General features: G+C 64.8%; 17 protein-coding genes. 8 read left to right on the top strand and 9 right to left on the bottom strand.

Annotated elements, in window-relative coordinates; genetic code table 11:
- Positions 1-182 precede the first annotated feature (182 nt).
- The gene (locus CU669_RS02920) at positions 183-1,121 is read left to right on the top strand and encodes a DMT family transporter (RefSeq protein ID WP_112142329.1); all 939 of its coding nucleotides are present in this window, start codon (positions 183-185) and stop codon (positions 1,119-1,121) included.
- Positions 1,118-1,558 (top strand): acyl-CoA thioesterase, encoded by a 441-nt coding sequence (locus CU669_RS02915; protein ID WP_112142328.1) that lies wholly within the window; start codon positions 1,118-1,120, stop codon positions 1,556-1,558. Before CU669_RS02920 ends, CU669_RS02915 begins: the two co-directional genes overlap by 4 nt.
- A 135-nt stretch (positions 1,559-1,693) precedes the next feature.
- Here CU669_RS02915 and CU669_RS02910 read toward each other — a convergent pair whose 3' ends face one another.
- The 5 genes from CU669_RS02910 to CU669_RS02890 all read right to left on the bottom strand — a co-directional run bounded on the left by CU669_RS02910 (position 1,694) and on the right by CU669_RS02890 (position 6,451).
- Positions 1,694-2,110: a Fur family transcriptional regulator gene (locus CU669_RS02910; RefSeq protein ID WP_112142670.1), complete on the bottom strand. Its 417-nt coding sequence runs from the start codon at positions 2,108-2,110 to the stop codon at positions 1,694-1,696.
- 144 nt (positions 2,111-2,254) lie between these two features.
- Entirely contained in the window at positions 2,255-3,175 is a 921-nt protein-coding gene (locus CU669_RS02905; RefSeq protein ID WP_112142327.1) for an MlaA family lipoprotein, read from the bottom strand.
- Between the two features lie 125 nt (positions 3,176-3,300).
- A complete protein-coding gene (locus tag CU669_RS02900; protein WP_112142326.1) occupies positions 3,301-4,656 on the bottom strand; it encodes a GH1 family beta-glucosidase in 1,356 nt (451 codons plus the stop codon).
- 35 nt (positions 4,657-4,691) lie between these two features.
- The gene (locus CU669_RS02895; protein ID WP_112142325.1) at positions 4,692-4,976 is read right to left on the bottom strand and encodes an acylphosphatase; all 285 of its coding nucleotides are present in this window, start codon (positions 4,974-4,976) and stop codon (positions 4,692-4,694) included.
- Positions 4,977-5,044: 68 nt separating this feature from the next.
- Entirely contained in the window at positions 5,045-6,451 is a 1,407-nt protein-coding gene (locus CU669_RS02890; RefSeq protein WP_112142324.1) for an ATP-binding protein, read from the bottom strand.
- A 91-nt stretch (positions 6,452-6,542) separates the two neighbouring features.
- Here CU669_RS02890 and CU669_RS02885 point away from each other — a divergent pair, with 91 nt between their 5' ends.
- The 3 genes from CU669_RS02885 (at position 6,543) to CU669_RS02875 (ending at position 8,641) form a co-directional block, all read left to right on the top strand.
- Positions 6,543-7,148, top strand: coding sequence for a ribonuclease HII (locus tag CU669_RS02885; protein ID WP_112142323.1), 606 nt, complete (start codon positions 6,543-6,545; stop codon positions 7,146-7,148).
- Between the two features lie 114 nt (positions 7,149-7,262).
- Positions 7,263-8,339, top strand: a complete 1,077-nt coding sequence (locus tag CU669_RS02880; RefSeq protein ID WP_112142322.1) for a site-specific DNA-methyltransferase — start codon at positions 7,263-7,265, stop codon at positions 8,337-8,339.
- Entirely contained in the window at positions 8,336-8,641 is a 306-nt protein-coding gene (locus CU669_RS02875) for a hypothetical protein (protein ID WP_112142321.1), read from the top strand. Before CU669_RS02880 ends, CU669_RS02875 begins: the two co-directional genes overlap by 4 nt.
- A gap of 78 nt (positions 8,642-8,719) precedes the next feature.
- Here CU669_RS02875 and CU669_RS02870 read toward each other — a convergent pair whose 3' ends face one another.
- The gene (locus CU669_RS02870) at positions 8,720-9,442 is read right to left on the bottom strand and encodes a tRNA-uridine aminocarboxypropyltransferase (protein ID WP_112142320.1); all 723 of its coding nucleotides are present in this window, start codon (positions 9,440-9,442) and stop codon (positions 8,720-8,722) included.
- A 78-nt stretch (positions 9,443-9,520) separates the two neighbouring features.
- Here CU669_RS02870 and ruvX point away from each other — a divergent pair, with 78 nt between their 5' ends.
- Complete coding sequence (gene ruvX, locus CU669_RS02865) at positions 9,521-9,991, top strand: Holliday junction resolvase RuvX (protein WP_112142319.1); 471 nt, start codon at positions 9,521-9,523, stop codon at positions 9,989-9,991.
- 64 nt (positions 9,992-10,055) lie between these two features.
- Complete coding sequence (locus tag CU669_RS02860) at positions 10,056-10,499, top strand: hypothetical protein (RefSeq protein WP_112142318.1); 444 nt, start codon at positions 10,056-10,058, stop codon at positions 10,497-10,499.
- Here CU669_RS02860 and CU669_RS02855 read toward each other — a convergent pair.
- Positions 10,496-12,139, bottom strand: a complete 1,644-nt coding sequence (locus tag CU669_RS02855) for a pentapeptide repeat-containing protein (RefSeq protein ID WP_112142317.1) — start codon at positions 12,137-12,139, stop codon at positions 10,496-10,498. The two genes, CU669_RS02860 and CU669_RS02855, sit on opposite strands and share 4 nt — an antisense overlap.
- A 140-nt stretch (positions 12,140-12,279) precedes the next feature.
- Between CU669_RS02855 and CU669_RS02850 the strand changes: the two genes are divergently transcribed.
- The gene (locus CU669_RS02850) at positions 12,280-14,121 is read left to right on the top strand and encodes an ABCB family ABC transporter ATP-binding protein/permease (protein WP_112142316.1); all 1,842 of its coding nucleotides are present in this window, start codon (positions 12,280-12,282) and stop codon (positions 14,119-14,121) included.
- Positions 14,122-14,305: 184 nt separating this feature from the next.
- Here CU669_RS02850 and CU669_RS02845 read toward each other — a convergent pair whose 3' ends face one another.
- Together CU669_RS02845 and CU669_RS02840 are read right to left on the bottom strand one after the other, a co-directional pair.
- Complete coding sequence (locus CU669_RS02845) at positions 14,306-15,094, bottom strand: ABC transporter permease (protein ID WP_112142315.1); 789 nt, start codon at positions 15,092-15,094, stop codon at positions 14,306-14,308.
- Positions 15,095-15,191: 97 nt separating this feature from the next.
- Positions 15,192-16,166: an ABC transporter ATP-binding protein gene (locus CU669_RS02840; RefSeq protein WP_112142314.1), complete on the bottom strand. Its 975-nt coding sequence runs from the start codon at positions 16,164-16,166 to the stop codon at positions 15,192-15,194.
- Between the last annotated feature and the right edge of the window lie 49 nt (positions 16,167-16,215).

Here is a 16,215-nt window from a genome sequence, read left to right as displayed (position 1 = left end):
CCCCTTCCTATCCGTTCGAACACGGAACCTATGCTTAAGATGGCTCGCGCGGCCAATTCATGTTTCAAGCAGGCATCTTGCGTGAGTTTTTCTCATCATCGGCACAGAACACCTCATTTGTCGCCGGGGATGATCCGGGACTATGGTTCAGGGCTCGGAAACCCGCACAGTGGAGGCCCATCATGGGCGCGATGTCCGTCTACGGTCTTGCCGCCCTGGCCGCCATGTTCTGGGGTGCCAATTTCAATTTGGCGGGCGTCGTGCTGCGAGACCTGCCGCCCATGGAAGGCGCGGCCGGGCGTTTCGTCCTGGCGGCGCTTATCATGCTCGCCATCACCATTGTCCGGCGCGAGGGCATGGCCATGCTGGTGGTCGCCCGCCAACACGGCCTGAAGCTGGCGGTGATCGGGGTGGTCGGCATTGCCGGATTCAATATTCTGTTCTTCGATGCCATGCGGACAACTTCGGCGGTGAACGGGTCGCTGATGATGGCGACCAATCCGCTGATGACGGCGCTGCTGGCCGCCTTGGTGTTGAGGGAGCGGCTGCCGCGCCGCCAGCTCGCCGCCCTGCCCGTCGCCTTTTTCGGGGTCGCCGCCGTCATCTTGGGCGGGGCAAGCGCCTCTGCCATCTTGGATGGCGCAAGCGTCGGCGGCCTTCAGGCGGGACGGGGCGATCTGGAAATGCTCGGCGCCAATCTGATCTGGGCCGCCTATAATGTCTTGACCCGCAAGCTGATGCCGCCCGGTCCGCAATTCGCCAATGTGACGGTGGTAATGGCGGCGGGAGCCTTGGTCCTGACATTGGCGTCGCTGTTCGATGGTAGCCCCACGGTCATGCCGGGACCGGCGTCCGGGGCGGCCTTGCTGACCATGGCGGTGCTGGGTTCGGTACTGGCCTATCTGTTCTGGAGCATGGCCATCACCCGTCTGGGAGCAGGCCGCACCGCCCTGTTCCTCAATCTGGTGCCGGTCTTTGCCGCCATCATCGCCAGCCTGGGCGGCAACCCGCCCAGTCATGGCCAAATGGCGGGAGGGATGGTAGTGATCGCGGCGGTCGCCTATGCCATGCTGCCCGAACGGCGGCAGGCGGCGGCCAAACCATGCGAGGAGAATGCATGACCGAGGAAACCAAGCCGGACCTGACCAATCCGGATCTCTATCATCACTGGGCCACCGACGTGCTGCGCTATTGCGACACCGACCAGCAGGGGCACATCAACAACGTCGCCTTCACCGTCTTTTGCGAGACCGGACGAGTGAAGTTTCTGCTGGACCCCAAGGACAAGCTGAATCCGCCGGGAACCTTCTTCGTCATCGCCCGCATGGTGCTGAACTTCCTGCGCGAGATCATGTGGCCCGGCGAGGTCAGGATCGGCACCGCCACCCTGACCATCGGTCGCAGCTCCTTCACCCTGGTCCATGGCTTGTTCGTGGACGGAACCTGCGTCGGCACCTCGGAATCGGTGATCGTGCTGGCCGACGAGACCACCCGGAAGTCGACGCCGCTCACCGAGGCCATCCGCCAACGACTGACCGAGGCGATGCTTCGGCCCTAGAACCGGATGCTTATACCGTTCATCGTCCGATGTGACCCGCGAAGGCGGGCGGGACGCCCGCGCTCCCAACGGCGCCCTATTCTCGGAGCGCGGCCGTTTCGGCCGCATTCCAGAAGAGTCTTTTCGTCGGCCGACTCAGGCGGCCTTGCCGACCCGGATAACCACGTCGATCCCCAGGATTTCCATGCCGGGCGGCGGCTCCGGCACGCCGAGCACCTGCGGCTGCTCGCCAAGAACATCCTCGATGCGGCCGGTCGTCTCGTCGAAGAAATGGTAGTGCTCGCCGGTATTGGTGCAGAACCAGATGCGCTCGCCAAATCCGACGCGACGCAGCAACCCCGCGTCGGCGAAGTGGTTCAAGGTGTTGTAGACGGTCGCCAGCGACATGCGGATCTTTGATTCCGCCAGTTCGCGGTGAAAGGATTCCGGGGTCAAATGCCGACGGCCGCCTTCGCGAATCGCCCGCATGACGCCCAGACGCTGGGTCGTCGGCCGGATGCCAGCGCCGCGGAGGCGTTCGCAATCCATCTGTCGTTGGTCCAGAAGCGCCATGATCGCACCGTTCATTGAGTTGGAATTACTCTTATTGCGACTCTGTATAATGCTCACAAATTTTTCAAGGGTATTCGTATATGCACATTGGCCGTCGGGACGAGCTCCCGATCGGCACGTCGCCCGAATCGCACCGGCGAGGCCCTACTTCGACGGATCGACGAATTCGACGGCACTGGGTGCGGCTTTGGGGTCGGGTGACTGGGCGGCTCCGGTTTCCATGCTCGGGGAGGCGGGACCGGAAACCGGCGCGGCGGCAGGCACCGTCGCCGAGGCGGGAACCGGCTTCGCCTCACTGGCGGCGGCCGAAGGCGGGCCGTCATGGCCGGGCCGCACCTGACCGTTGAGCGAGGCGGCGATGGCCGCATCGCGATTCTGGCGATAGAGGCTGCGGATGGCGGCATACTCGTCCAGCGAGGTCCGGCGCAATTCCTTGATGGGGTCCAAAAGCTCGGTGCGGCCGTCCACGATATCGGCCCCCATCTGGGCATTGTTGAACGCTTCGAGGCCATAGGCGGAAATCACCGAACCGACCGGATTAGCCCAGTTGTCGGCGACCTTGCCAAGGCCGTCGCGCAGATTGGACGGACCGAAGAAGGGCAGCATCAGATAGGGGCCTTCCGAAAAGCCCCAGGCTCCGAAGGTCACGCCGATATCGGTCTTGTGGCCCTTGGGGCCACCGCTATCGGCCAAGCTGTCCTGGGTTCCCAGCAGCCCGAAGGTGGTATTGATCATGAACCGGCCGAGCGCGTCGGCCGCCGCCCTGGGATTGCCCTGAAGCAGGTCGTTGCCCGCGATATAGGGCTCGTTGAGATTGTTCAGGAAATTATGCAGCGCCTGGCGGAACCATTCGGGGAAATTGTCGGAATAGACCTGGGCGACCGGTTCCATGATGGATTCGTCGAGAAACGCGTTCACATCGTAGATGGCGCGATTTGTCGGTTCCAGCGGATCATTGACGGCCTCGGCCTCCGCCCGCTCCTCGGGATCCTCGGGCAGGGTGGCGCAAGCGCCCAGTATTGCGACCGCCGCCGCCGCCGCGACGGAAACCAGACCACGCGCCATCACAAAACCCTCCTACCGAACCCGCCTGCGATCCTAACCCCCTCAAGACACATGCGGTCGGATGTGTCGTTCGCACGGACCGGCCCAAGGAGTCAATAGATTCGAACTCCCAAACCTTCGGTCCGTTACACCCGGCCTGTCCGTATGGTTTCGGCGAACCATTTATAGCTATCCTTGGGCGTGCGTTTCAGCGTGTCGTAATCCACCCTGACGATGCCGAACCGCTTCGAGAGGCCGAACGCCCATTCGAAATTGTCCAGCAGCGACCAAGCCAGATAGCCCTTGACGTTGCAACCGTCCTTCAAGGCCCGGGCCACTTCCGCCACATGGTCCTTGATGAAGGCCACCCGGTCCGCGTCATGGATTTGCCCGTCGGGGCTGACCACGTCGTCATAGGCGGCGCCGTTCTCGGCGATGAAGACCGCCGGATTGCCGTACAGCTCCTTGAACTCGCGCAGCAGGTCGTAAAGCCCGTCGGGCTGCACCGGCCAGGCCATGGCGGTCCAGCGGTCGCAATGGGCGTCACCCCAGAACACGTCGAAGGGGTGGCCTTCCTCGTGCTTCATGGTCATGCGGGAATAGTAGTTGATGCCCAGCATGTCGATGGGGAACTTGATGGCCTCCAGATCGCCCGGCTTGACGATGTGCTTCATCTTGTCGGCCAGCACGTCGGGAATGGCGCCGCGCATGACGCCGTCCAGCGGCACCCGGTTCCACACCGCGTCCCAGCGGATGGCGGCGGCCTTGTTCTTGGGGTCGTCGTCCTGGGAGCGGCAGGGCTGCAGGTTGATGACGGTCCCCAGGGTCGCCTTGGGATATTCGGCCCGAATGGCGCGCAGCGCCGCACCCTGGGCCAGGTTCTGGTGGTGCAGCGCCTTCAGGATGCCGTCCTCGCCCAGCTTGTAGCCGGGCGCGTGCTCGCCGATGCCGTAGCCGATGATGGCGACAACGTTCGGCTCGTTCAGCATGTACCAGTCCTTGACCCGGTCGCCCAGGCGCTTGGACGCGATGGCGGCGTATTCGGCGAAGGGGCCGACGATCTCGCGCCCCTGCCAGCCGCCCTTGTCCTCCAGCGGCTGCGGCAGATCCCAGTGATAGAGGCAGGCCATGGGCTTGATGCCCGCTTCCAGGATCTTGTCCACCAGCCGGTCGTAGAAATCGAGGCCCTTCTGGTTCACCGCCCCGGTCCCGGCGGGGATGATGCGCGGCCAGGCCAGCGAGAAGCGATAGGCGGAAAAGCCCGCCGCCTTCATCAGGGCGATGTCTTCCGGGTAGCGGTGATAGTGGTCGCAGGCCACCTTGGCGCTGCTGCCGTCCTGGATCTTGCCCTGAGCGGTGAAGGTGTCCCAGATGGTCATGCCGCGCCCGTCGGTGTCGTAAGCCCCCTCGATCTGATAGGCGGCGGTGGAGGCGCCCCAGAAGAAATCCGTGGGGAACTGACGGGCGAGCGTCTTGGCGTCGGCTTTGGCGGCGATGGTCATGGCGGCGGCTCCGGCTAGGACTTGACGACGGGAAATCATGCGGTGGGGCGCTGGTGAAAATCGTGGCCGACCGCCTCGACGGAGGGTTCGACCGAAATACGGCTGACGGAAGCGCCGGGCGGGCCGTGATGGCAGGCCTTGACCATGTCGTCCACGGTGACCTTGGGCCCGTGGAACACCGCCTCCACCGAGCCGTCCGAGCGGTTCCTGACCCAACCGGCCAATCCGCGCGCGGCGGCCTGCTCGATGGTCCAGCCGCGAAACCACACGCCCTGGACCCGGCCCTCGATGATCACGCGAACGGTCTCGGCTTCGCTCAAACGCGCTCTCCCTGCTCTCCCGTCAGGGATTTAAGCACGAGTGGGGGAGTCTGGTAAGGGGGTTCGGGCTATTCTTCTGGCAACAGGCGGCGCGGATGGATGCCCTTGCTCATATATTCTTGGTTCAGCCATAGCCCGAAATCCCGGCAAGTGTCGCTCACCGGAGCTATTTGAACCTGCATGCCATGCACTTCGCCTGCATAATGAATTGTCTCTGATGAGACAAGGCAATTTGTGATGCCGTTATTATGACAGAACTTAATTATCGAATTGAAATCGTCTGTTGCCAGTTTGTCTCGCCATTTTACCTCGTAGGCCCAAACCGGCTTTTGTGTCCCCGCATTCAACGCGACGAGATCAACCTCGCCATCCTTCCATCGGGCATAGTGCAGGTTTCCGACGCCAGCATGATGAATGAACTGCGCCACCACCGCCGTCTCGATCAAGTGGCCCAGCATGTCCTTCTCCTCGGGCATGCCGAACAGGGCGGACCGCAGGCAGGGATTGGTCAGATAGACCTTGAAGGTGGTGGCGCGGCGGAAGTGGCGGGCATTGAGGTCCACCCGATAAAGCCGGTGGATCAGGAAGGCGGCCTCGAGATAATCCAGGTACTTCTTGATGGTGTTCTTGGCCGCACCCGACTTCTTCGACAACTCGTCCAGACTGATTTCATTGCCGGTGTTGAAGGCCAGCATGGTGAAGAAGCGGTTGAGCTCCTGGGGATCGTCGATGCCGTAGAGGCTTGGAATATCCTTGAGAAGCACCTTCTCGATGATGTCGGAGGAGACGAATCGCTGAAAATCGGCGCGGACCTGATCCACCAGCACCGCTTCGGGAAAGCCGCCGAATTCCACATAGGCCAGCAATTCGCCGTTCAGTCTCTCGATATCCCTCTCGTCATCGGGGATGCCCCTGAATTTGAGGAACTCGGCAAAGGTCAGCGGTGGCAGCAGGAAGTCGGTGAAGCGACCAGCGCCCGATTCGCGACTCTTCATCTTCAAGGCCGCGGCTGCCGAGCCAGAGACGACAAAGCGCATGCTGGGATAGGAATCCACCAGCACCTTGAGGTGAACCTCCCATTCCTTCAGATACTGAATCTCGTCGAACAGGACATAGAGATCGCTGAAGCGGTCGTGACCGAACATCTCCAGGAACATATCCAACAGCCGTTGCAGTCCGAGTCCGACATAGACCGGGTTCTGGAGATCGACGAAGAAGACGCGGGTCCGTTCGACCCCGCTGACCAGCAGACGTTTGATGCTTTGCTGCAGCATCACCGTCTTGCCGACCCGGCGCGGCCCCATCAGCACCACCGCCCGATTGACTCCCCGATTGGTCACCAGATCGTGGAAGGGGGACAGATAGGCCCGCTCCGGCCGATCTCCCAGGATGCGATCGAGAACGGCTGGATCGCCCCACCACGGATTATCGAATTGCAGACGCCTCTTGATTTGGATATCGGTAATGTCGCGCATGATCGATGCCTAGGATCAATGTGATGATCTTATTCGAAGATAGCCCGCCCAACAGCTAAGATCAAGATGCTGATCTTAATTGGAGTCTCCCATGCCCGATCTTTCCCTCGAAATCCAATTGGGTGGAATCGTCTGCGGCATCGACGAAGTGGGACGCGGTCCATTATGCGGGCCGGTGGTGGCCGCCGCCGTGATCCTCGACCCCGCCCGGCTGCCCCGGCGGCTGCTGGAACGGCTCGACGATTCCAAGGCGCTGTCCAAGCGGCTGCGGGAAGAACTGGCGGACTTGGTTCCCCAGACCGCCGTGGTGGGATTCGGCGAATGCTCGGTCGCGGAAATCGACCGGCTCAATATCCTGAAGGCCACCCTGCTGGCCATGCGGCGCGCCTATGACGCCATGGGTCGCGCCGCCGACCACGCCCTGGTGGACGGCAACCGCCCGCCCGATCTGCCCTGCCCGGTACGCTGCGTCGTCAAGGGCGATTCGCTCTCGCTGTCCATCGCGGCGGCCTCGGTGGTGGCCAAGGTGCGCCGAGACGCCATGATGGCGGAGCTGGCCCTGGCCTATCCCGGCTATGGCTGGGAAAGGAATGCCGGATACGGCACGGCGGAGCATCTGGACGCCCTGAAACGCCTCGGTCCGACGCCCCATCACCGCCGCTCCTTCGCCCCGGTGGCGCAATATATGCCGCTTTAGAGGGCGGCCAAATACTACCTGTGGAAAATAATGTGTGATTCCAATAGGTTCTTGACGGACTCTCATGTTTGACTCAAATTGAATCCCCTAACTACCACTGGGGACCGGTCCGCCATGACCTTGCCGTTGAACACCATCCTGACGGGCGACTGCATCGCCATGATGGATTCGCTGCCCGCCAAATCGGTGGATCTGGTCTTCGCCGACCCGCCCTACAATCTGCAATTGGGCGGCGAGCTGCTGCGTCCCAACAATTCCAAGGTGGACGGCGTCGACGAGGAGTGGGACCGCTTCAGCGATTTCGGCGCCTATGACGACTTCACCCGCGCCTGGCTGAAATCGGCGCGCCGCATCTTGAAGGACGACGGCGCCCTGTGGGTGATCGGCAGCTATCACAATATCTTCCGGGTCGGCGCCACGCTTCAGGATCTGGGCTTCTGGATGCTGAACGACATCGTCTGGCGCAAGACCAATCCCATGCCCAATTTCCGCGGCACCCGCTTCACCAATGCCCACGAGACCCTGATCTGGTGCGCCAAGTCGGCCGAGGCGCGCTACACCTTCAACTACGATTCCATGAAGTCGCTCAACGACGACCTGCAGATGCGCAGCGACTGGACGCTGCCGCTGTGCACCGGCGGCGAGCGGCTGAAGAGTTCCGGCCGCAAGACCCACCCCACCCAGAAGCCGGAAAGCCTGCTGTACCGCGTCATCATGGCGTCGACCAAGCCGGGCGACGTGGTGCTGGACCCCTTCTTCGGCACCGGCACCACCGGCGCGGTGGCCAAGAAGCTGGGCCGCAACTTCATCGGCTGCGAGCGCGATCCCGAATACATCGCGGCGGCCAAGGAACGCATCGCCAAGGTGATCCCGGTCGCCGACCCCACCGTCCTGATGTCGATCTCCAAGCGGTCCGAGCCGCGCATCCCGTTCGGCTCGGTGCTGGAACGCGGCCTGCTGACCCCCGGCGACCTGCTGTTCGGCGGCACCCGCCACGACAAGGTCGCCAAGGTCCGCGCCGACGGCACCCTGATCACCGACATCCATCGCGGTTCCATCCACAAGGTGGGCGCCCTGGTGCAGGGCGCGCCCGCCTGCAACGGCTGGACCTTCTGGCATTTCCTGGCCGGGCAGGACGAGTTCATGCCCATCGACGTGCTGCGCCAGAAGATCCGGGCGGAACTGCATTGATCCGCCTTGCGGCCTTCGCCTGTTGCCTGCTGGCCGCGTTGCCCGCGGCGGCGGCGGGCTGCATCCAGCAAGGCCCCGATCTCCGCTGCACCGAAGGCATGGAAATCACGATCCTGCGCGGCGTCGCCCCGCCGACCGGCGAAAGCCTGAGCCTTCACAGCGACGGCCAGGGCAACACCTTCGGCATGATCGGCGCGGAGAAGCTGATGATCATCCGCGCCCAGGGCATGGCGGCGGGCAAGCTGGGCAATCGCCGCCTTATCTGCGTCGAGGGCGGCCCCGGCGTCACCGTCTGTAAGTAGGCGGGCTGCAAGTAGGCGGGCGAGACGCCCGCGCTCCTCGTGACGGCACCAACCGGAGCGCGGGCGTCTCGCCCGCCCCTACCGCTTCCCCCGTCCCCGGGGATGGAACCGCCTGCGGTCGGCGGCGGGTGGTTTGGGCAGTCTGGCCTTGGCGGCCTTGAAGGCGTCCAGCATGCGCTGGAAGGTCTCGTCCAACCGGCTTTCGATTTCGGGGCGGGCTTCCAGCCGCGACAGCAACAGCCCGGCCGCCTCGATGGTGGACAGGCTGTCGGCGCGGGGCTCGGTGCGCACCCTGCCATAGCGGGACGGATGCTTCGGCCCCAGGATCACCCGCTTGCATTTCAGCACCCAGGGATTGCGCCACCACAGCGCCTTGGCCTGACTCCAGGTGCCGTCCAGCACGATGACGCCCTCGATACCGGCCAGCGCCTTGGCCTGATCGGGACAAAGCGCGCCCTTGGCGGTCAGCGCCACCACCTCCTGCTCAGGCGCCAGGGCGGCCGCATTGGCCGAACCCAGATAGAGCACCGCCCAACGCAGGGGATCGGCCGGGCGGCCCAGCGCCTTGGCGAGGCTGGGCCAGGACAGGCCCACCTTCATCACCGCATTGGTGAAATGCAGCGTCAGCAGCCGGGCGGTGCCCAGGGTCTTGTCCTGCTCCTGCGGGTGTTGCAGCACCAGGAGCGCAATGCGGTTCTCGATGGGAACCACGCCGTCGCAGACGCACAGCGCCGCAGGCTTGCAACACGACGGGCAATCGGCGGGAGTCTCGGCCTCGGGCGGCGGAATTGTCTCGGTCATGGCCGACTTGTAGCCGCTGCGGCGGGCCAGGGCAACGCCCCCTTGATTTTTACCGCCGTCGGGTGCAAGGAACTGTGCATGCCCATCTTTGCCCCCGCCGAGCTGCTAAGCCTTCTCACCCGCGACCAGCGGCTGATGGGGCTTGATCTCGGCACCAAGACCATCGGGCTGGCGCTGTCCGATGTCAGCCGCACCATCGCCACCCCGTTCGAGACCATCCGCCGCGCCAAGTTCACCAAGGACGCCACCGATCTGCTGGCCCTGGTGGACAAGCACGGAATCGGCGGGTTGGTTCTGGGCTTGCCGGTGGAGATGGACGGCGTCGAGGGCGCCCGCTGCCAGTCGGCACGCGCCTTCGCCGCCAATCTGATGAAGCTGCGCGATCTGCCCATCGCCTTCTGGGACGAACGCCTGTCCACGGCCGCCGTCACCCGCACTTTGCTGGAAGCGGATTCGTCGCGTGCCCGCCGGGCCGAGGTGGTGGACAAGATGGCCGCCGCCTACATCCTGCAGGGGTTGCTGGACAGCGCCGCCCGCTCGATCACTTGACCTTTGTCAGATCATACCCCGAAGGGATCGGCTTAAATTGCCGGATACTCTGGGGGAATGATCCATGATCCGCCGTCTCGCCATGCTCACCTGCCTATTCGCCTTTCCCGCCCTGGGCGGTGAAATCTCCTGTCCCGACATGTCTTCCGCCGTCCAGGTGGGGCAATGCCCCAGCGAGCAGGAACTGAAATGGGGCTATGACGGCTATTGCGGCGACAACGCCCGGCTCTACGACAAGTCCAATCCCGACGGCGACACCTGCGTCAGCATGGACAATTACCGCAAGCTGAAGGACGTGGCCCTGTGGGAGGCCGGGGAGTTCCACGGCTATCTGCATTGCTCGCGCCCGGTCGAGCAGCACAAATCGGCCAAGCTGGTCCAGCTGGGGGTGGGCAAGATCGGTTCCATGACCCGGGTGGTGTGCAGCTATGACGGCGGCGACGACATGACCCTGCGCCTGCGCGCCGATTGCGTCGCCAAGGACGGCAAGGCCGTCTGCAAGGATTAATCCCTGGCGGGTCGCGATATGCCCGGGGGCATGCGGGTGGCCAGGTCGCACAGCGACTTTTCCACCTGGCCCTGCGTCAGTCCCTCGACCTTGGACAGATCCGCCTCGCGCAGGTCGGCGCCGATCAGGATGGCGCCCTTGAAATCGGCCCCCGCCATGCGCGCCCCCGTCAGGGTGGCGCCCGACAGATCGGTGCCGCGCAGCACGGCGCCTTCCAGATTGCACAGACGCAGCTTGGCATGGCGCAGCGCCGCCACCCCCAGATTGGCGCCGCCCAGATCGGTGGCTTCCATCTTGGCGTAGCGGAAGTCGGAGCCGTCGAGGCGGGCATCGGCCAGACAGGCGTCCGACAGATCCACTTCCTTGAAGGTGGCGTTGGGCAGCAAGGCCCCCGACAGATCGGCGCCCGCCAGATCCATGCCGACGAAAGTGGCGCGCTTGCCCTCGGCGCCGCTGGTCTGCAGCCACTGGGCATGCTCGGCCACCACGGCGGAGAGATCCAGCGTCGCCACGTCGCCGCCTTTGCGGGCCTTGTGACCGGACGCCTCCATGGCGTCCTTCCACTGCTGGCGGCGCTTTTCAGCGGCGCGGCGCTTGGCTTCGGCCTCGAGGTCGGGCTTCACCGGCGCCATGTCGGCATCGCTCAGCTTGCCGCCGCTGGCTTTGAGCGGAGCAAGATCGTCCAGCTCCAGCTTGCCGCCGCCCGGTTTCTTGGCGATTGGGGCGAGATCGTCCAGATCCAGGCTACCGCCCGATGGCCGCTTGGCGGCCTGGGCGAGATCACCCCCGGCAAAACCGCCACCCGTGGCGGGACGGGGTGACGGTGCCGGAGCGGCCGTGGTGGCGGCCGTGGTGGCGACCGGATGTGGGGCGGCGGGACGTGGAGCGGCGGGTGCCGCCGGACGCGGGGCGGCGGGTTGCGCCGGTTTGGCGGGAGAGGGCGCGGCCGAGACCGTGGCGGGCGCTTCCGGCTTGACCATGCCGCTCCACGGGCCGGTGCGTTCCGCACGATCGGGATTGGCAGGCGACGGCGGCGACCCTGCGGCACGCGCCGCCAGCCGTTCGGCCAGGGCGGCCACCTCGGGGATAGCCTCCTTGGGCTGATCGGGAACCACCACCACCGGGGTCTGGCCGGGCTTGACGCCGAGATCGGGCAGCGGATCGGGGGTCTTGATGGCGTTCAGCTTGGGCTTGGGCGGCGCCACGGCGGGCGGCGCCATGCGCTGGGGATTGGCCAGGGTATCGGCGGCGCGATGGGCCAATTCATGGCCCGAGACCGGCTTGGGGATGACGCCTTCGATGCCCAGCATCTTGGCGCGTTCGGCATCGTCCTTCTGGGACGGCGGCACCACGACCAGGACCGGAACCGCCCCATGGGGATTGTCCTTGGGCAGGCGCAGCTTTTCGATCACCGCCAGTCCGTCGGCCGCCTTGCCGCCCAGATCCACCAGCAACAGATCGACGCCCCGGCCCAGCAGCAGGGGAATGTCGCCGATCTCGCTGAAGGCGGTGACGTCGCGCACCATCAATTTGCGAAAGGTCTGACGCGCCAGGAAGCGGAACTGGTCATCCTGGCCGAACACCAGAATACGGACATTCTTCCAGTCCGTGTCATGACTGCCGACGGTCGGATGACGCATAAATCCAGTGCCCTCGTGTCTTCCGCCATGGTTCCCGCCATGGCCTTCCCCTCCCCCCACCATAGTGAAGCCCATCGGCAAGAGCAATTGCCGAGCCGTGTCGGGTTGCGTCGAGGCGTGACGAGCCTCATGTTACATTCATGAGAATTCGCACCCCCTCCACCTACGACAAGGCGCGGGGCCTTGGCCCCTCCGCCGATTGGACAACCATCCGCTCGCTGCTGCCCTATCTGTGGCCGCCGGGCGAGGCTCGCCTGCGCCTTCGCGTGGTGGTGGCCATGGCCTTCCTGGTGGCGGCCAAGGCGGTCGGCGTGGTGGTGCCGCTGATCTACAAGCAGGCGGTGGACGCCTTGACCGCCAAGCCCGACATGATCGTGGTGGTGCCCATCGCCATGCTGCTGGCCTATGGCGTGGCCCGCATCCTGGGCGGCGCCTTCGGGGAATTGCGCGACATCGTCTTCGCCAAGGTGGCGCAGCGCGCCATCCGTGCGGTGGGGCTGAAGGTGTTCAAGCATCTGCACCGCCTGGGGCTGCGCTTTCATCTCGACCGCCAGACCGGCGGCGTGTCCCGCGCCATCGAGCGCGGCACCAAGGGCATCGAATTCCTGTTGCAGTTCATGCTGTTCAACATCATCCCCACCCTGTTGGAGATCGCCCTGGTGACGGCGGTGCTGTGGGCGCTCTACGACATCAGCTTCGCCCTGATCACGGCGGCGACCATCGCTTGCTATGTGGGCTTCACCCTGGGGGTGACCGAGTGGCGGACCAAGTACCGCCGCACCATGAACGAAATGGATTCCGAAGCCTCCACCAAGGCCATCGATTCCCTGCTGAACTTCGAGACGGTCAAATATTTCTGCAACGAGGACCATGAATCGGGCCGCTACGACAAGGCCCTGGCCCGTTACGAGGGCGCGGCGACCAAGAGCAAGGTCACCCTGTCCATGCTCAATATGGGCCAGGGCGCCGTCATCGCCATCGGCCTGACCCTGGTGATGATCCAGGCCGCCAAGGGCGTCGCCGCCGGGACCATGACCCTGGGCGACTTCGTGCTGGTCAATGCCTATCTGGTTCAGCTCTACATGCCGCTGAATTTCCTGGGCTTCGTCTACCGCGAGATCAAGCAGTCGCTGACCGACATGGAAAGCATGTTCCGGCTGCTGCGGGAAAACGCCGAGATCGAGGATTCCGCCCATGCGCGACCGCTGGATTTAAAGGGTGGCGCGGTCAGCTTCGACGATGTCCATTTCGGCTATGATTCCGACCGTGAGATCCTGGGCGGCGTCGGCTTCACCGTTCCCGCCGGGCGCACCGTCGCCATCGTCGGCCCGTCGGGGGCGGGCAAAAGCACCATCTCGCGCCTGTTGTTCCGCTTCTACGATGTCCATGGCGGCGCCGTGCGCATCGACGGCCAGGACATCCGCGACGTGACCCAGGCCAGCTTGCGCCGCGCCATCGGCATCGTCCCCCAAGACACCGTGCTGTTCAACGATTCCATCCGCTACAACATCGCCTACGGCAAACCGGGCGCATCCCAGGAGGAGATCGAGCAGGCCGCCCGGCTGGCCCGCATCCACGACTTCGTGACCGGCCTGCCCCAGGGCTATGACACCCGCGTCGGCGAGCGCGGACTGAAGCTGTCGGGCGGCGAGAAGCAGCGGGTCGCCATCGCCCGGACCATCCTGAAGGCGCCCGGTATCCTGATCTTCGACGAAGCCACCAGCGCGCTCGACACCCATACCGAGAAGGAAATCCAGGTCAGCTTGCGCGAGGTCTCGCGCGACCGCACCACCCTGATCGTGGCGCACCGCCTGTCCACCGTGGTGGATGCCGACGAGATCCTGGTGCTCGACCACGGCCGCATCGTCGAGCGCGGCCGCCACGACCAGTTGCTGGCCGCAGGCGGCGCCTATGCCGGAATGTGGAAGAAACAGCAGGAAGCCGCCCAGTTGCAGGAACGGCTGGCGACGGAACTGGCGTGAGATTGCGGCCGGGACGGCCGCGCTCCTGCCAGGGAGGGCGCTCCCCCGACGAGCCAAAGGCGAGGAGTTGCGGGCCCTCAGCAGGGCCAGTGGCCCTGCGAGACCTAAGGGAAGGCCCGGCGCGGCTCCTGCCGCGAAAGCCAAGCGCGCGGAGGCGCGCGCCCGGCGACTGAGGGACAATAAACTAGGCCGCCACGCCCTTTTCCCGCTTGTTGACGCGGGCCATGGACAGGCCCAGGCACAGCACCGCCCAGGTGATAGTGACGGCCAGCGAGGTCAGGTAATGACCGTCGCCGAACAGCGCTTCCGGTCCGTAATAGAACGGGGCGCGGATGATGATCAGGGCGTGGCTGACCGGATTGGCCAGCATGACGAATTTCAGGGCCTGGGGCACGTTGCCCAGCGGGAACAGGGCGCCCGACAGCATCCACAGCGGCATCAGGAAGACCATCATCACCGCGTGGAAGGCCGAGGTGGACTTCATCCCCCAGGCCAGCAGGAAGCCCAGCGCCGAAAAGCCGATGCCGGTCAGCACGAAGCCCATCAGCAGCAGAATCAGGCTGCCGAAGCCCAGATGCAGCCCCAGGAACGGCGCGGCGATGGTGAAGATCAGGGTCTGGACCATGGCGATGGAGGTGCAGCCCACCACCTTGCCCAGCACGATGGCCAGCCGCGAGACCGGCGCCACCAGCACACCCTGGAGGAAACCGGCGTCGCGGTCCTCGATGATGGTGATGGACGAGAAGATGGAGGCGAACAGCATCATCATCAGCATGACGCCGGGATAGAAATATTCGAGATAGCTGACGTTTTCCATGCCCGCCGGGCGGAACGAGCCGCCGAAACCGGCGCCCAGGAACAGCCAGAACAGCAGCGGCTGCGCCACCGTGCCGATCACCCGCTGGGGCTGGCGGATGAAGCGGGTGAATTCCCGCTTGGCCAGGGCGGCGGCGACGCGGATCAGGGCGCTCATTGAATGTCCCTCAGACGCCGGGCGCCCACGTCCGTGGGCTTGGCTCCTTCGCTGCGCTCCGGGGCGCTCAATGCGCCCGCGCTCACCTTCGGCTCGCTCATGTGCCGGTCCTCTTCAGATCGATCGCCAGGGCGTGATCGGGCACCGCCTTGCTGGTGACATGGACGAAGACGTCGTCCAGGCCCGGCTGCTTGATGGAGATGGATTGCACCTCGGGGCGGTAGCGTTCCAGGATCTTTTCCAGCAGCGGCAGGCTTTCGCCGTTCTCGGTCTCCTCCAGGCGGACCTCGTCGCCGATGCAGCGCACCGCAAGGCCCATCTCGGCGCGCAGCTTGGCGGCCAGACCCTCGGTGTCCTTGGCCTGGATCACCACCATCTCGGTGCCGATCATGGCCTTCAGCGCGGTCGGCGTGTCATGGGCCAAAAGCTTGCCTTCACGCATGATGGCGACCCGGTCCACGTCGTCGGCCTCGGCGAAGACGTGGCTGGTCATCAGCACGGTCATGCCGCGCTGCTTCTGCAACTTGTGCAGGGCGTCGAGGAAATTGCGGCGCGACACCGGGTCCAGCCCGGTGGTGGGCTCGTCCAGCAGCAGCACCTTGGGATCGGTCATCAGCACCTTGGCCAGTTCCACCTGGCGGGCCAGACCGCCCGACAGGGTGGCGACCTGCTGGTCCAGGCGATCGACCAGATCGGTCCAGGACAGCGCCTCGTCGCGGCGACGGGTGAACCCGGCCCCACCCAGGCCGTAAAGGTCGGCGTGAATCTTCAGGTTTTCCGCCACGGACAAATGCTTGTCCACCGCCGGGCTTTGGAACACCACGCCCATCACTTCGCGGACCTTGGCCGGTTGGGCGAAGAGGTCGAAACCGGCGACGCTGACCTTGCCCGAACTGGGCAGGGCCAGACCGCACAGGATGCGGAACAAGGTGGATTTGCCGCTGCCGTTGGGACCGGACAGGATGGCGAACTCGCCGTCCTTGACCTCCAGCGTCAGATCGGAGATGGCGGTACGCGGCGCAAGCTTGCGCGTGCCGGGATAGACGTGGGTCAGATTTTCGATGGTGATCATGGCCGGGCACTCTTTCACAGCCCGCCCACAGGGTAAAGACCTACCGACG

It is taken from the genome of Paramagnetospirillum kuznetsovii (genome assembly GCF_003284725.1).
Classification (GTDB): Bacteria; Pseudomonadota; Alphaproteobacteria; order Rhodospirillales; family Magnetospirillaceae; genus Phaeospirillum; species Phaeospirillum kuznetsovii.
This window is presented reverse-complemented; position numbering and strand designations above follow the sequence as displayed.

Coding starts and splice junctions, on each gene's coding strand:
- CU669_RS02920 (WP_112142329.1), top strand. CDS start 183: ATGGGCGCGATGTCCGTCTACGGTCTTGCCGCCCTGGCCGCCATGTTC.
- CU669_RS02915 (WP_112142328.1), top strand. CDS start 1,118: ATGACCGAGGAAACCAAGCCGGACCTGACCAATCCGGATCTCTATCAT.
- CU669_RS02910 (WP_112142670.1), bottom strand. CDS start 2,110: ATGGCGCTTCTGGACCAACGACAGATGGATTGCGAACGCCTCCGCGGC.
- CU669_RS02905 (WP_112142327.1), bottom strand. CDS start 3,175: ATGGCGCGTGGTCTGGTTTCCGTCGCGGCGGCGGCGGCGGTCGCAATA.
- CU669_RS02900 (WP_112142326.1), bottom strand. CDS start 4,656: ATGACCATCGCCGCCAAAGCCGACGCCAAGACGCTCGCCCGTCAGTTC.
- CU669_RS02890 (WP_112142324.1), bottom strand. CDS start 6,451: ATGCGCGACATTACCGATATCCAAATCAAGAGGCGTCTGCAATTCGAT.
- CU669_RS02885 (WP_112142323.1), top strand. CDS start 6,543: ATGCCCGATCTTTCCCTCGAAATCCAATTGGGTGGAATCGTCTGCGGC.
- CU669_RS02880 (WP_112142322.1), top strand. CDS start 7,263: ATGACCTTGCCGTTGAACACCATCCTGACGGGCGACTGCATCGCCATG.
- CU669_RS02870 (WP_112142320.1), bottom strand. CDS start 9,442: ATGACCGAGACAATTCCGCCGCCCGAGGCCGAGACTCCCGCCGATTGC.
- ruvX (WP_112142319.1), top strand. CDS start 9,521: ATGCCCATCTTTGCCCCCGCCGAGCTGCTAAGCCTTCTCACCCGCGAC.
- CU669_RS02860 (WP_112142318.1), top strand. CDS start 10,056: ATGATCCGCCGTCTCGCCATGCTCACCTGCCTATTCGCCTTTCCCGCC.
- CU669_RS02855 (WP_112142317.1), bottom strand. CDS start 12,139: ATGCGTCATCCGACCGTCGGCAGTCATGACACGGACTGGAAGAATGTC.
- CU669_RS02850 (WP_112142316.1), top strand. CDS start 12,280: ATGAGAATTCGCACCCCCTCCACCTACGACAAGGCGCGGGGCCTTGGC.
- CU669_RS02845 (WP_112142315.1), bottom strand. CDS start 15,094: ATGAGCGCCCTGATCCGCGTCGCCGCCGCCCTGGCCAAGCGGGAATTC.
- CU669_RS02840 (WP_112142314.1), bottom strand. CDS start 16,166: ATGATCACCATCGAAAATCTGACCCACGTCTATCCCGGCACGCGCAAG.